General features: G+C 52.0%; 15 protein-coding genes, 2 tRNA genes and 1 other RNA gene. All 18 read left to right on the top strand.

Features of this window, described 5'->3' with window-relative positions:
- Positions 1 to 66: 66 nt before the first annotated feature.
- The gene (gene sucC, locus DCH402_RS14440) at positions 67 to 1,233 is read left to right on the top strand and encodes an ADP-forming succinate--CoA ligase subunit beta (protein ID WP_040001915.1); all 1,167 of its coding nucleotides are present in this window, start codon (positions 67 to 69) and stop codon (positions 1,231 to 1,233) included.
- Complete coding sequence (sucD, locus tag DCH402_RS14435; RefSeq protein ID WP_040001914.1) at positions 1,233 to 2,105, top strand: succinate--CoA ligase subunit alpha; 873 nt, start codon at positions 1,233 to 1,235, stop codon at positions 2,103 to 2,105. Before sucC ends, sucD begins: the two co-directional genes overlap by 1 nt.
- A gap of 698 nt (positions 2,106 to 2,803) precedes the next feature.
- Positions 2,804 to 4,369, top strand: coding sequence for a cytochrome ubiquinol oxidase subunit I (cydA, locus tag DCH402_RS14430; protein ID WP_040001913.1), 1,566 nt, complete (start codon positions 2,804 to 2,806; stop codon positions 4,367 to 4,369).
- Between the two features lie 12 nt (positions 4,370 to 4,381).
- Entirely contained in the window at positions 4,382 to 5,521 is a 1,140-nt protein-coding gene (cydB, locus tag DCH402_RS14425) for a cytochrome d ubiquinol oxidase subunit II (protein WP_040001912.1), read from the top strand.
- A gap of 17 nt (positions 5,522 to 5,538) precedes the next feature.
- Positions 5,539 to 5,655, top strand: a complete 117-nt coding sequence (gene cydX / locus DCH402_RS21555; protein WP_012770583.1) for a cytochrome bd-I oxidase subunit CydX — start codon at positions 5,539 to 5,541, stop codon at positions 5,653 to 5,655.
- Complete coding sequence (gene ybgE, locus DCH402_RS14420) at positions 5,652 to 5,942, top strand: cyd operon protein YbgE (protein WP_040001911.1); 291 nt, start codon at positions 5,652 to 5,654, stop codon at positions 5,940 to 5,942. Before cydX ends, ybgE begins: the two co-directional genes overlap by 4 nt.
- A gap of 134 nt (positions 5,943 to 6,076) precedes the next feature.
- Positions 6,077 to 6,481 (top strand): tol-pal system-associated acyl-CoA thioesterase, encoded by a 405-nt coding sequence (ybgC, locus tag DCH402_RS14415; protein WP_012770581.1) that lies wholly within the window; start codon positions 6,077 to 6,079, stop codon positions 6,479 to 6,481.
- Complete coding sequence (tolQ, locus tag DCH402_RS14410) at positions 6,478 to 7,164, top strand: Tol-Pal system protein TolQ (RefSeq protein ID WP_012770580.1); 687 nt, start codon at positions 6,478 to 6,480, stop codon at positions 7,162 to 7,164. The genes ybgC and tolQ overlap by 4 nt, the downstream gene beginning before the upstream one ends.
- Before the next feature lie 12 nt (positions 7,165 to 7,176).
- Complete coding sequence (gene tolR / locus DCH402_RS14405; RefSeq protein WP_012883918.1) at positions 7,177 to 7,602, top strand: colicin uptake protein TolR; 426 nt, start codon at positions 7,177 to 7,179, stop codon at positions 7,600 to 7,602.
- A 78-nt stretch (positions 7,603 to 7,680) separates the two neighbouring features.
- A complete protein-coding gene (gene tolA / locus DCH402_RS14400; protein WP_040001910.1) occupies positions 7,681 to 8,880 on the top strand; it encodes a cell envelope integrity protein TolA in 1,200 nt (399 codons plus the stop codon).
- Positions 8,881 to 9,012: 132 nt separating this feature from the next.
- Entirely contained in the window at positions 9,013 to 10,299 is a 1,287-nt protein-coding gene (gene tolB / locus DCH402_RS14395; protein ID WP_040001909.1) for a Tol-Pal system beta propeller repeat protein TolB, read from the top strand.
- 38 nt (positions 10,300 to 10,337) lie between these two features.
- Complete coding sequence (pal, locus tag DCH402_RS14390; protein ID WP_013317030.1) at positions 10,338 to 10,844, top strand: peptidoglycan-associated lipoprotein Pal; 507 nt, start codon at positions 10,338 to 10,340, stop codon at positions 10,842 to 10,844.
- A 9-nt stretch (positions 10,845 to 10,853) separates the two neighbouring features.
- A complete protein-coding gene (cpoB, locus tag DCH402_RS14385; protein ID WP_012770575.1) occupies positions 10,854 to 11,672 on the top strand; it encodes a cell division protein CpoB in 819 nt (272 codons plus the stop codon).
- A gap of 172 nt (positions 11,673 to 11,844) precedes the next feature.
- A tRNA-Lys gene (locus tag DCH402_RS14380) sits at positions 11,845 to 11,920 on the top strand.
- Positions 11,921 to 11,948: 28 nt separating this feature from the next.
- Positions 11,949 to 12,024 (top strand) — tRNA-Lys (locus DCH402_RS14375).
- A gap of 43 nt (positions 12,025 to 12,067) precedes the next feature.
- A non-coding RNA gene (locus DCH402_RS21550) (RtT sRNA) lies at positions 12,068 to 12,192 on the top strand.
- A gap of 271 nt (positions 12,193 to 12,463) precedes the next feature.
- Positions 12,464 to 13,180 carry a DUF554 domain-containing protein gene (locus tag DCH402_RS14370; protein ID WP_040003622.1) on the top strand — a complete coding sequence of 239 codons (717 nt, stop codon included), beginning with the start codon at positions 12,464 to 12,466 and terminating at the stop codon, positions 13,178 to 13,180.
- Between the two features lie 205 nt (positions 13,181 to 13,385).
- Positions 13,386 to 14,432: a quinolinate synthase NadA gene (gene nadA, locus DCH402_RS14365; protein ID WP_040001904.1), complete on the top strand. Its 1,047-nt coding sequence runs from the start codon at positions 13,386 to 13,388 to the stop codon at positions 14,430 to 14,432.
- Positions 14,433 to 14,446 lie beyond the last annotated feature (14 nt).

The raw sequence follows: 14,446 nt of genomic DNA, 5'->3' as shown, positions 1-14,446 counted from the left end.
TGCGGCGGCGTTATCCACGACAGAGAGTCTCTGGACTTATCTTCAAACTTAAATGGATAGAACATCATGAACTTACATGAGTATCAGGCAAAACAGCTCTTTGCTCGGTATGGTTTACCGGCACCCACCGGCTACGCCTGCACAACACCGCGCGAAGCGGAAGAAGCGGCCTCCAAGATTGGCGCCGGCCCATGGGTCGTGAAATGTCAGGTGCATGCCGGCGGTCGCGGTAAAGCCGGCGGTGTAAAACTGGTGAACAGCAAAGAAGAAATTCGTGCTTTCGCTGAAAACTGGCTGGGTAAACGTTTGGTGACTTACCAAACGGATGCCAATGGTCAGCCGGTTCATCAGATTCTGGTGGAAGGCGCCACGGATATTGATAAAGAACTTTATCTGGGAGCGGTCGTCGACCGTGGTACTCGTCGTGTTGTCTTTATGGCTTCCACCGAAGGCGGTGTTGAAATTGAGAAGGTTGCCGAAGAAACGCCGCACCTGATTCATAAAGTCGCACTGGATCCGTTGACGGGGCCTCAGCCGTATCAGGGGCGAGAGCTGGCGTTCAAACTGGGTCTGAATGGCAAGCAGGTTGCTCAGTTCACCAAAATTTTCATGGGACTGGCGACATTGTTCCTGGAGCGCGATCTGGCGCTGGTAGAAATTAACCCATTGGTTATCACCAAACAGGGCGATTTGATTTGTCTGGACGGCAAACTGGGTGCTGACGGCAACGCGTTATTCCGCCAGCCGGAACTGCGTGAAATGCGTGACCACTCTCAGGAAGATGCGCGCGAAGCGCATGCCGCACAGTGGGAACTGAACTATGTCGCGTTGGACGGCAATATCGGTTGTATGGTGAATGGCGCAGGTCTGGCCATGGGCACCATGGACATCGTGAAACTGCACGGCGGCGCACCGGCCAACTTCCTTGACGTGGGCGGCGGCGCAACCAAAGAACGTGTGACCGAAGCGTTCAAGATAATCCTGTCCGACGATAAGGTGAAAGCGGTACTGGTGAATATTTTCGGCGGCATCGTGCGTTGCGACCTGATTGCCGACGGTATTATCGGTGCGGTAGCCGAAGTGGGTGTTAACGTTCCGGTTGTCGTGCGTCTGGAAGGTAATAATGCCGAACTGGGGGCGCAAAAACTGGCGGATAGTGGTTTGAACATCATTGCTGCGACCAGCCTGACGGATGCGGCTCAGCAAGTGGTTGCTGCAGTGGAGGGTAAATAATGTCCATTCTGATCGATAAAAATACCAAGGTCATCTGTCAGGGTTTTACCGGCAGCCAGGGATCGTTTCATTCTGAGCAGGCGATTGCCTACGGTACGCAGATGGTCGGTGGCGTAACGCCGGGCAAAGGCGGTACAGCACATCTGGGACTGCCGGTATTCAATACCGTGCGCGAAGCGGTAGAAGCGACCGGCGCGACGGCATCGGTTATCTATGTGCCTGCACCGTTCTGTAAAGATTCCATTCTGGAAGCCATTGATGCGGGTATTCAGCTGATTATCTGTATCACCGAAGGTATCCCGACGCTGGATATGTTGACGGTGAAAGTGAAACTGGAGCAGAGCGGCGTGCGCATGATCGGCCCGAACTGCCCAGGCGTGATCACGCCGGGTGCCTGTAAGATCGGTATCATGCCGGGCCATATCCACCTGCCGGGCAAAGTAGGGATTGTGTCCCGTTCCGGTACGCTGACTTATGAAGCGGTGAAACAGACCACTGACGCTGGTTTGGGCCAGTCTACTTGTGTCGGTATCGGCGGTGACCCGATTCCGGGTTCTAACTTCATTGATATTCTCAAGCTGTTCGAACAGGATCCGCAGACCGAAGCTATCGTGATGATCGGTGAAATCGGCGGTACCGCGGAAGAAGAAGCGGCGGCTTACATCAAAGAACATGTTACCAAGCCGGTGGTTGGTTACATCGCTGGGGTAACGGCGCCAAAAGGCAAACGCATGGGTCATGCCGGTGCAATCATTGCCGGCGGCAAGGGTACGGCTGATGACAAGTTTGCCGCGCTGGAAGCCGCAGGCGTTAAGACAGTACGCAGCCTGGCAGACATCGGCGATGCGGTAAAATCCGTGTTGGCGCGTTAATCGGGATGCTCGGCACTAAAAATAGTGTGTCATTACCTTCAAAGTTCGACATGTTTGGCCACCACTGGTGGCCTTTTTTTATATTTGAACTTTGTCGCAAAAATGCATCCCAAAGGAAAAGATATTTAATCAAATGGGTAACAATAAAATAACAAGAAGAGCATAAATTAAAAAATTACATATTTGGGATCAACTCACGCTATTTTTCACTAAAATAAAAAATATATTATTAACGGCATACTGGAAATCATCTGATTACATTAAATTAACATTCAACTGGATGTAAAATAAAAGACGATATTTATTAACATCTGCGCCAATAATTGTTTTAGATCAAAAATCTAAGCTGGATATCCGCCTGGAAATGAGATTAAATTGCGATGTGTCAATTATGCCCCTGGCTGCTCGCGATTTGAGAATTGGCGTAGAATCAAAAACTCAATCCGCATCACGTAAAAACCTATTTATTGTAAGGTTGTAGAGGCGTAATATACTTATACTCATATCTGAGTATGTTGTTTGTAATTCTGTAATTTTTCTTTGGCTTACTTTTCAAATGCGCCGTGGCAACGTGGTAGCGCATATTGAAGCCTGTGCTAAAGCAATTGTTGTGTTCTTTAGGTTACTAACTGCCGGGTATTTAGTGGCTTGTCCGTACAGCGAGCTAAAGACCCTCCTGCGAGGAGCAAGGAGTTAAGATGTTTGATGTAGTCGAACTGTCACGTTTACAGTTTGCCTTGACCGCGATGTATCATTTCCTGTTCGTGCCTTTAACGCTGGGGATGGCGTTTTTGCTGGCGATCATGGAAACCGTGTATGTCTTGTCCGGCAAACAAATCTACAAAGATATGACCAAGTTCTGGGGCAAGCTGTTTGCGATCAACTTTGCTCTCGGCGTTTCCACCGGTTTAACCATGGAATTCCAGTTCGGTACTAACTGGTCATATTACTCTCACTATGTCGGCGATATCTTCGGTGCACCTCTGGCAATCGAAGGATTGATGGCGTTCTTCCTGGAATCAACCTTTGTCGGGTTGTTCTTCTTTGGCTGGGATCGTCTGGGTAAAGTGCAGCACATGGCGGTAACTTGGTTGGTCGCTTTAGGGTCTAACCTGTCTGCGCTGTGGATCCTGGTCGCCAACGGCTGGATGCAGAACCCGATTGCATCGGATTTCAACTTCGAAACCATGCGTATGGAGATGGTGAGCTTCGCTGATTTGGTGTTGAACCCGGTTGCGCAGGTGAAGTTTGTTCACACTGTCGCGGCGGGTTATTGCACCGGCGCAATGTTTATCCTGGGGATCAGCTCCTACTATCTGCTTAAAGGTCGTGATATTGCTTTTGCCAAGCGATCTTTTGCGATCGCAGCAAGCTTCGGTATGGCATCCGTACTCTCCGTTATTGTGCTGGGCGATGAGTCCGGTTATGAAATGGGCGACGTGCAGAAAACCAAGCTGGCGGCTATCGAGGCTGAATGGGAAACCCAGCCTGCGCCGGCGGCGTTCACCTTGTTCGGCATTCCGAATCAGGAGACGATGGAGAACAAGTATTCAATCCAGATCCCTTATATGCTGGGCCTGATTGCTACCCGTTCTACCGATAAGACCGTTACTGGTTTGAAAGAATTGATGGAACAGCACGAAGTTCGCATCCTTAATGGGATGAAAGCCTATCACCTGTTGCAGCAACTGCGTTCTGGTAACACCGATCCTGCTGTACGTAATGAGTTTATCAAGAACAAACAAGATCTTGGTTATGGCTTGCTGCTGAAACGCTATACCCCGAATGTGGCGGATGCCAGCGAAGCACAAATTAAACAAGCGGTTAAAGACTCTATCCCGCGTGTGGCGCCGTTGTACTTCTCCTTCCGCATCATGGTGGCTTGCGGTGTGTTGATGCTGCTGATTATCGGCCTGTCGTTCTGGATGGTTCTTCGCAACAAGATTGGCCAAAAACGCTGGCTGCACCGTATCGCGCTCTATGGTATTCCGTTGCCGTGGATTGCCGTTGAAGCGGGTTGGTTCGTTGCAGAATACGGCCGTCAGCCGTGGGCAATCGGTGAAGTTCTGCCGACAGCTGTCGCTAACTCCTCGCTAACCGCGGGAGACATCCTGTTCTCCATGGGGCTGATTTGCGGTCTTTATACGCTGTTCCTGGTGGCTGAAACGTACCTGATGTTCAAGTATGCGCGTCTGGGTCCAAGCAGTCTGAAAACAGGTGCTTATCACTTCGAACAGCCGATCGCGGCTCAGGAAGTACGGTAACAGGAGTCCACTATGTTTGATTATGAAGTCTTGCGTTTTGTCTGGTGGCTGCTGATTGGTGTGCTGCTGATTGGTTTTGCCGTCACCGATGGTTTCGACATGGGCGTCGGTGTGCTGGTGCGTCTGATGGGGCGTAATGATGTAGAGCGCCGTGTGATGATCAACAGCATTGCGCCGCACTGGGACGGTAACCAGGTGTGGTTGATCACGGCTGGCGGCGCGCTGTTTGCTGCCTGGCCGATGGTGTACGCCGCTGCGTTCTCCGGTTTTTACATTGCGATGATTCTGGTGCTGGCATCGTTGTATTTCCGTCCGGTTGGTTTTGACTACCGTTCGAAAATCGAAGATCCACGCTGGCGCAACATGTGGGACTGGGGCATTTTTATCGGCAGCTTCGTACCGCCGGTGGTTATCGGTGTGGCATTCGGCAACTTGTTGCAGGGGGTACCGTTCCACGTGGATGAATACCTGCGTTTGTACTACACCGGTAATTTCTTCCAGTTACTCAACCCGTTCGGCTTGCTGGCCGGTATCGTCAGTCTGAGCATGATTGTGGCGCAGGGGGCGACGTATCTGGTGATGCGTACTACCGGCGATCTGCATTTCCGTGCCAAGAAAGTCGCTCAGTTCTCTTCGCTGGCGCTGACGGTGACTTTTGCTCTGGCGGGTGTCTGGGTGGTTTATGGCATCGATGGTTATGCGGTAACATCCGTCATCAATACCGCCGGTGAGTCTAACCCGCTGCATAAAGAAGTAGCCCGTCAGGCTGGCGCCTGGTTGGTGAACTTTAACAACCATCCGGTGTTGTGGGCTATCCCGCTGCTGGGCGTTGTATTGCCGTTGGTGACGGCTGTCATGGCGCGGGCTGAAAAAGGGGCGATGGCGTTTTTGTTCTCTTCTCTTAGCATCGCTTGCGTGATTCTGACTGCCGGGATTGCCATGTTCCCGTTCATCATGCCGTCAGTGACAGTACCGAATGTCAGCCTGACCATGTGGGATGCCACCTCCAGCCTGCTTACGCTCAGAGTGATGACCGTGGTAGCGATTATCTTCGTCCCGATCGTGCTGTCCTACACCATCTGGTGCTATTACAAGATGTTCGGACGCATCACTAAAGAGCATATTGAGCAGAATTCTCATTCGTTGTACTAAAGTAAGGAGCCTGATTTATGTGGTATTTTGCCTGGATATTGGGAACGCTTCTTGCTTGCTCGCTGGGCGTGATTACCGCTCTGGCACTGGAACAGAGCGAAGCAACCAAGACGAATCAAGATAAACCGCAATGATTGTTATTGATCGTCTTTACCGCTGCATGGATAAGGGCCCGCTACGGGCCCTTTCCCTGATCATGGCGTTATTGTTGGCCGGGTGCGTATTTTGGGAGCCTGCCCGCTTTGCCGCTCGCACCAGTTCGCTGGCGGTTTGGCAGGGGATGGTGCTGATTTGGGCGGTTTGCGCCGGTGTTGTTCACGGCGTGGGATTTCGTCCTCAACGCATGCGCTGGCGTGCCTTCTTTTCGCCCCTTCCGGCCTTTGTGATCCTGGCCGCAGGATTGTATTACTACTTCCTGTAAAATAGTTTCTCATTCCTTTTGGTTATGGGTTGTTCGCAACCCATAATTATTTACCTTCCTGTACATAGAACCCATTCCCAACTTTATTCCTCTTGCGTATAGTAGCGGGGTTTATCGCATTACCGGGATGTAGAGTGAGTAATAAAGTGTTCCGCTGGCCAGTACGCGTCTACTATGAAGATACAGATGCAGGTGGTGTGGTTTATCACGCGCGTTATGTGGCCTTCTATGAACGAGCCAGAACCGAAATGTTGCGCGCGCACGATGTTCATCAGCGCGTACTCATGAGTGAACATATCGCCTTTGCTGTTCGTAAAATGACGATTGAGTATCTTGCCCCGGCGCGTCTTGACGATTTACTGGAAGTGCAAAGCGAGATCGTTAAGATACGCGGCGCTTCCATGACATTCGCACAGCGCATTCTTGACTCGCATGGCGCCCTGCTGAGCCATGCTGAGGTTTTAGTCGCATGTATCGATCCATTTCAAATGAAGCCGGTTGCGCTTCCTAAGTCTATTGTCGCGGAGTTTAAGCAGTGACTGACATGAATATTCTTGATTTGTTCCTGAAGGCTAGCCTTCTGGTTAAACTTATCATGTTAATTTTAATCGGTTTTTCCATTGCCTCCTGGGCGATTATCATTCAGCGTACCCGTATTCTGAATGCTGCGACGCGTGACGCCGAAGCGTTTGAAGACAAATTCTGGTCGGGAATCGAGCTGTCTCGCCTTTATCAGGAAAGCCAGACACGTCGTGAAAATCTGACGGGCACAGAGCAGATTTTCTATGCGGGCTTTAAAGAGTTTGCGCGGTTGCATCGCGCCAACAGCCATGCACCGGAAGCGGTGGTGGAGGGGGCGTCCCGCGCTATGCGCATTTCCTTGAACCGTGAGCTGGAAACGCTGGAAACGCATATTCCTTTCCTCGGCACCGTCGGGTCTATCAGTCCGTATATCGGTTTGTTCGGTACCGTGTGGGGGATTATGCATGCGTTTATCGCGCTGGGTGCGGTGAAGCAGGCGACGTTGCAGATGGTAGCACCGGGTATCGCAGAAGCGCTGATTGCTACCGCCATCGGCTTGTTTGCGGCGATTCCGGCAGTCATGGCTTACAACCGTTTGAATCAGCGCGTTAACAAGCTTGAGCAGAATTACGACAACTTCATGGAAGAGTTTATTGCTATCCTGCACCGTCAGGCTTTCTCCAGCGAAGGCAACCGTTAATCAGGAGGTGATATGGCTCGTGCACGTAGCGGCCGCCGGTCGCTGAAATCCGAGATTAATATTGTTCCTCTGCTGGATGTGTTGCTGGTGCTGTTGTTGATATTCATGGCAACTGCGCCAATCATCACTCAGAGCGTGGAAGTGGATCTGCCGGATGCAACCGAATCCAAGACCGTATCCAGCAACGATAATCCGCCGGTGATTGTCGAGGTATCCGGTGTAGGGCAATACAGTCTGGTGGTTGATCATAATCGTATGAATCAATTGCCTGCGGAGCAGGTGGTGGCTGAAGCTCAGTCTCGCCTGACCGCAAACCCGAAAACGGTCTTTCTGATCGGGGGTGCCAAAGATGTTCCTTATGATGAGATCATCAAGGCGCTGAATTTGTTGCATCAGGCCGGTGTCAAATCTGTCGGGTTGATGACGCAGCCGATTTGACCGGCGAGTCCGTGAATGATGAAGTCTATGAAGGATGAGTAGTCATTTGTCTGGCAAAACTGTTTTTGGGAACCCTTTGTGTTAAAGGCAAACGAACGAAACGATAAGCTAAAGCGAGCCGTCATTATCTCGGTCGTTTTGCACGTTATTCTGATTACGTTGCTGATTCTGAGTTCGCTGACCCAGAAGATGGATGACGCCAGCGGCGGCGGCGGCGGGTCGTCCATTGACGCGGTGATGGTTGACCCAGGTGCGGTGGTCGATCAGTACAACCGTCAGCAACAGCAACAGAGCGATGCCCGCCGTGCCGAACAACTGCGTAAAAAGCAGGCGGAGCAGCAGGCCGAAGAGTTGCAGGCGAAGCAGGCTGCAGAGCAGCAGCGATTAAAAGAACTGGAAAAAGAGCGGTTACAGGCGCAGGAAGAGGCCAAGCAACAGGCTCAGGAACAGGCCGAACAGCGTAAACAGGCGGAAGAAGCCGCGCAGAAAGCCAAGGAACAGCAGAAACAAGCCGAAGCGGCTGCCGCTAAAGCCAAAGCAGAAGCCGAGCAACAGGCTAAGGCTGCCGCCGCTGCGAAGAAGCAGGCGGAAGACGAAGCGAAAAAACAGGCTGCTGCCGACGCTAAGAAAAAGGCGGAAGAAGAGGCCAAAGCCAAAGCCGCCGCGGCTGCCGCTGAAGCAAAGAAGAAAGCGGAAGAGGAAGCCAAAGCGAAGGCGGCGGCTGAGGCTAAACAGAAAGCTGAGGAAGACGCAAAAGCTAAAGCAGCAGAGGCCGCTAAAGAAAAGGCGGCCGCTGAGGCGGCCAAGAAAGCCGAGGCAGCGGCAGCAGCGAAGAAAGCGGCTGACGATAAGAAGAAAGCGGCGGCAGCGGCATCTAAGCAGGCGGGTGAAGTGGATGACCTGTTAGGCGGGTTGGCTTCATCGAAGAATGCGCCGAAGGGCGGCGGTAGCGCTACCGGCGGTGAGGCGCCTGCCGGGGTTGGTAATAATAAGAAGAGCGGGGCATCGGGCGCTGCGCTGGACAGCTATGGCAGTCAGGTCCGCACCGCGATTCAAAGCAAGTTTTATGATTGGGAGTCCTATAAAGGACGAACCTGTACGTTACGCATTCGACTGGCGCCAGATGGATTGCTGATCGATGTGAAGAGCGAAGGCGGCGATCCCGCGTTGTGTCAGGCGGCCATTGCCGCGGCTAAACAAGCGCGTATACCGAAGCCGCCCAGCTCTGATGTATATGAAGCATTCAAGAACGCACCGATAGACTTTAAACCGCAGTGATCCGGCTGCCAGTTGGCGGAGTTTAAGACTATGACTATATCTGGTCGCCGTACACATCGTGTTTGTTGATATGGGGTTGTTAAAACGCTGCCAGGTTATCGTAGGCTCTGGAGCCGGGATAAGGGAGATGAGATGAAGCAGGCATTAAAAATTGCATTGAGTTTTCTGATGCTGTGGACGGCTGTGTTACATGCAGAAGTCCGTATTGAAATTACTCAGGGGGTCGACTCCGCTCGGCCTATCGCCGTGGTGCCGTTTAAATCGGCGGGCGGCGCTGTTCCTGAAGAGATCGGCAATATTGTTGCTGCAGATTTACGTAACAGCGGCAAGTTTAATCCTATCGATCCGAGCCGTATGCCGCAACAACCGGGCACCGCGGCGGAAGTCACGTCATCCGCCTGGACTGCGCTGGGGATTGATGCTGTGATTGTAGGCCAGGTGCAGCCGACTGCAGATGGTTATCTGGTTTCTTATCAGTTGGTAGATACCTCCGGTAATGCCGGCAGCGTGTTGGCACAGAACCAATTCAAGGTGACTAAGCAGTGGCTGCGTTATGCCGCTCACACCGCCAGCGACGAGGTGTTTGAAAAGCTGACCGGCATCAAGGGGGCTTTCCGTACTCGTATCGCGTATGTGGTGCAAACTAATGGCGGGCAGTACCCGTATGAATTGCGTGTTGCGGATTATGACGGTTATAACCAATTCGTGGTGCACCGTTCTCCTGAACCGCTGATGTCTCCGTCCTGGTCGTCGGATGGCAGCAAACTGGCGTATGTTACGTTTGAAAGTGGTCGCTCAGCATTGGTTGTGCAGACACTGGCAAACGGCGATATCAGGCAGATTGCCTCTTTCCCGCGTCACAATGGCGCGCCGGCATTCTCTCCGGATGGGTCTAAACTGGCATTTGCTCTGTCCAAGAGCGGTAGCCTGAATCTGTATGTGATGAATCTGGGTTCTGGTCAAATTTCCCAGGTGACGGATGGTCGCAGCAACAATACCGAACCGACCTGGTTACCTGATAGCCAGACGTTGGCCTATACTTCTGATCAGGCTGGTCGTCCTCAGATTTATAAAGTGGGTATTAACGGCGGAGCTCCCCAGCGTCTGACCTGGGAAGGTTCCCAGAATCAGGATGCTGAAATCAGCAGCGATGGTAAATTCCTGGTGATGGTCAGCTCCAACGGTGGCGCTCAGCATATCGCCAAACAGGATCTGGTAACGGGTGGCGTTCAAGTGTTAACGGACACGTTCCTGGATGAAACGCCGAGTATCGCACCCAATGGCACCATGGTAATCTACAGTTCCAAGCAGGGACTGGGTTCCGTGCTGCAACTGGTTTCGACCGACGGGCGTTTTAAAGCGCGTCTTCCGGCGACTGATGGTCAGGTGAGATTCCCTGCCTGGTCGCCGTATATGTAATCAAAATATGTACAATAACCTATTTAAAGGACATAGAAATGCAATTCAATAAAGTGCTGAAAGGCCTGATGTTGGCTCTGCCGGTGCTGGCTGTTGCCGCATGTAGCTCCAACAAACACGCTAATAATGACCAGTCTTCCCTGAACGGCGGCGCTGGCATGGAAAATGGCGGCAACATGTCTTCTGCTGAGCAGGCTCGTCTGCAGATGCAGGAACTGCAGCGCAACAATATCGTTTACTTCGATCTGGACAAATACGATATTCGTCCTGATTTCGCTCAGATGCTGGATGCTCACGCGGCTTTCCTGCGCAGCAACCCGTCTTACAAAGTGACTGTTGAAGGTCACGCGGACGAACGTGGTACGCCGGAATACAACATCGCGCTGGGCGAGCGTCGTGCCAATGCTGTGCAGATGTATCTGCAGGGTAAAGGCGTGTCTGCCGATCAGATCTCCGTGGTTTCTTACGGTAAAGAGAAACCTGCCGTTCTGGGTCATGACGAAGCTGCATGGTCCAAGAACCGTCGTGCCGTTCTGGTATACTAAGAGCATCGCATGAGCAGTAACTTCAGACATCACATGTTGAGTCTGTCGTTACTGGTTGGCGTAGCGGCCCCCTGGGCCGCTACTGCCCAGGCGCCAATCAGTAATGTCGGCTCAGGCTCGGTAGAAGATCGAGTCACTCAACTGGAGCGTATCTCCAACGCTCATAGTCAATTATTAACCCAACTTCAGCAACAACTCGCCGACACTCAGCGCGACATCGATGGCTTGCGCGGCCAGATCCAGGAAAACCAGTATCAGTTGAATCAGGTCGTTGAACGTCAGAAACAGATCTATCAACAGATTGACAGCCTGGGTTCTCAGAGTGGCGCTCAATCCTCTTCTGGCGCGTCATCAGCGGGTAATGCATCGGCGGCGTCTGCACCGGCTGCAGCCACCGATACCGGGGCTGCAAACAGTGCGGCTGCTCATTCGGCGGCGGCGCCAGCCATGACCGGCGATGCCAATACCGATTACAACGCGGCTGCCTCGTTGGTGCTGGAAAAAAAGCAGTATGACCAGGCAATTGTGGCGTTTCAGAATTTCGTCAAGAAATACCCTGATTCAACCTACCAGCCGAATGCGAATTACTGGTTAGGACAATTGTTCTACAACAAGGGTAAAAAAGACGATTCGGCGTACTATTTCGCCAACGTCGTCAAAAGTTACCCTAAATCACCTAAAGCATCAGAAGCCATGTTTAAAGTTGGCCTCATCATGCAAGAAAAAGGTCAGACTGATAAAGCCAAGGCAGTCTACCAGCAGGTGATAAAGAACTATCCCAACACTGATGGTGCGAAACAGGCTCAGAAGCGTTTAGACAGTTTGTAATTCTCTTTCTGGTGCAAAAACTGCGCGTTATGCGTGGTTTTTGCGCTGGAGCGTTCAAGGGATAAGCAGTTGAGCTTTTTTTCGGAAAATGTGTTGCACAGAAAAATTATATTAGTAATATATGCCGCCGTTGCCAAGGCGATGCTGAATCGCTAAAAGCAGCCGAATGTTTGGGTCGTTAGCTCAGTCGGTAGAGCAGTTGACTTTTAATCAATTGGTCGCAGGTTCGAATCCTGCACGACCCACCAAACAATCTCTATGTAGCCATTCCGTAGCGGGTCGTTAGCTCAGTCGGTAGAGCAGTTGACTTTTAATCAATTGGTCGCAGGTTCGAATCCTGCACGACCCACCACCGCTAAATACTTCACTCTTCCTGATTCTCTCGCTATGCACCATGTACCACGATGTCGTGCGGGTGAAAAGCTGCGTTCAGGTTCGAGTCGAGCGGAGCGAGACAACAGCGCGTTGCGCTGGCCCGAAGGGCGAGGCCGCAGGCCGAGTCATCCTGCACGACCCACCACCGCTAAATACATCACTTTTCCTGATTCTCTCGCTATGCGCATGTACCGCTGTATCGTGCGGGTGAGAAGCTGCGTTCAGGTTCGAGTCGAGCGGAGCGAGACAACAGCGCGTCCTCTTTCCATGTCGGTTTTTGTTATATCTGTTTTTGCCTTAACCCGGTTTAATCACACCCTGACATTTGGCGTATAGTAATGGCTTCTTTTTTGATTGACGGCGATGTTCCTTCTTAGCCCGACAAGTCGAAGGGTACGCCTAAGAGATACGTGATGATGATTGGTCCGCTTATCAATGGTGCCGCTATTTTAATTGGCGGCGCACTGGGCGTAGCATTACGCCGCTTTATTCCTCAACGTATGCGTGATGGCTTACCGCCGGCGTTTGCCATGGTGTCGATTGCGATGGGGGTGACGTTGGTGATAAAAGTTCATCAACTGCCGGCAGTGGCACTGGCGATTATTCTGGGGGTGGGTATCGGCGAGTTGCTGTGTCTCGAAGCCGGTGTTCAGAAAGGGGCGATAGTGATTGAACGCCTGCTGAGTCGGGTTGTTCCGCCGCCTGAGCATAAATTGCCGCAGGATGTGTACACCCAGAATTTTACGGCATTGATTGTGTTGTTCTGTGCCAGCGGTACTGGGGTCGTTGGTGCAATGACGGAAGGACTGACCGGCGATTATCAACTGCTGATCATTAAATCAGCGCTCGATATTTTTACGGCGCTGATTTTTGCGATTACGCTGGGTGTCGCCGTCATGTCGATAGCCATACCTCAGCTTTTGGTGCAGGCGCTATTATTTTTCTCTGCCAGACTGATCATGCCGTTTATGAATGAGGTAACGATGGGAGATTTTGCGGCGTGTGGCGGTATCGTGATGATGGCGGTCGGATTACGTATCGCTCAGATCAAAACCTTCGCTGTGGTTAACTTCCTGCCTGCGCTCGTGCTGATTATTCCTTTCTCGCTTTACTGGCATCGCTTGTTTTCCTGATAACCTTTCAGGCGGCCTGCTCAGGCCGCCTTGTGTACCTGCACGCTTTTATTTTTAATAAATTAAACACATCGAGCATTTCTGAAATTTATTAACAAAGAAAAAGCAGACTTTGGGATGCTGTTGCGATATTTTGTTTAGTATATAAAACGAAATGCGTGTTAACCCCTTTGCCTTTACGCTGGTAACTGCACGGAATCCCATGATGAGCCTGTTTTTTGAACCACCTGCCATTGATTACCCTTTTCCCGCCAAACCCAGGCGGTTATCAGAAGAGGAAAAACAACAGCTCCGTCACCACATTAAGAGCCAACTAAAAGCCCGTAACGCGGTGCTGGTGGCGCACTATTACACCGACCCGGAGATTCAGTCCCTTGCCGAGGAAACCGGTGGTTGCGTGGCGGATTCGCTGGAAATGGCGCGTTTCGGCCGTAACCATTCTGCCGGTACGCTGGTGGTTGCCGGCGTTCGGTTTATGGGGGAAACGGCGAAGATACTGAGTCAGGAGAAAACTGTGCTGATGCCTACGCTGGAAGCCGAATGCTCGTTGGATTTGGGGTGCCCAGTCGAGGCGTTTAGCGCTTTTTGTGATAGCCATCCAGAACGCACCGTGGTGGTGTACGCCAATACCTCGGCGGCGGTTAAAGCGCGGGCAGATTGGGTGGTGACCTCCAGCATTGCTGTGGAGCTCATCGAACATCTGGATAGTTTGGGCGAAAAGATTATCTGGGCGCCGGATCGTCACCTCGGCCATTATGTGCAAAAACAGACGGGGGCCGATGTACTGTGCTGGCAGGGCGCTTGCGTCGTGCATGACGAATTCAAAACCCAGGCATTAAAACGGATGAAGGCGTTATACCCGCAAGCTGCGGTACTGGTCCATCCTGAGTCTCCACAAAGCGTAGTCGAGATGGCGGATGCGGTAGGCTCGACCAGTCAACTGATCCATGTCGCGAAGCAGTTGCCGCATCCAGAACTGATTGTGGCGACCGATCGCGGTATCTTTTACAAGATGCAGCAGGCTTGTCCGGAAAAGGTGCTGCTGGAGGCGCCGACGGCCGGTGAAGGCGCAACCTGTCGCAGTTGTGCTCATTGCCCGTGGATGGCGATGAACGGGCTGGAAGCGATAGCCGCAGCGTTGGCGCAGCCGTCGGCGTCTCACCACGCTATTGAGGTCGATGCTGATATTCGTCAGCGTGCACTGCTACCGTTAAACCGGATGCTGGAGTTCGCGGCTACACTCAGGTCATAGTCACCGTCATTAGG

This window comes from Dickeya chrysanthemi NCPPB 402 (assembly GCF_000406105.1).
Taxonomy (GTDB): domain Bacteria; phylum Pseudomonadota; class Gammaproteobacteria; order Enterobacterales; family Enterobacteriaceae; genus Dickeya; species Dickeya chrysanthemi.
Note: the sequence above shows the minus strand (reverse complement) of the source record. Positions and strands in the feature narration are given on the sequence as shown.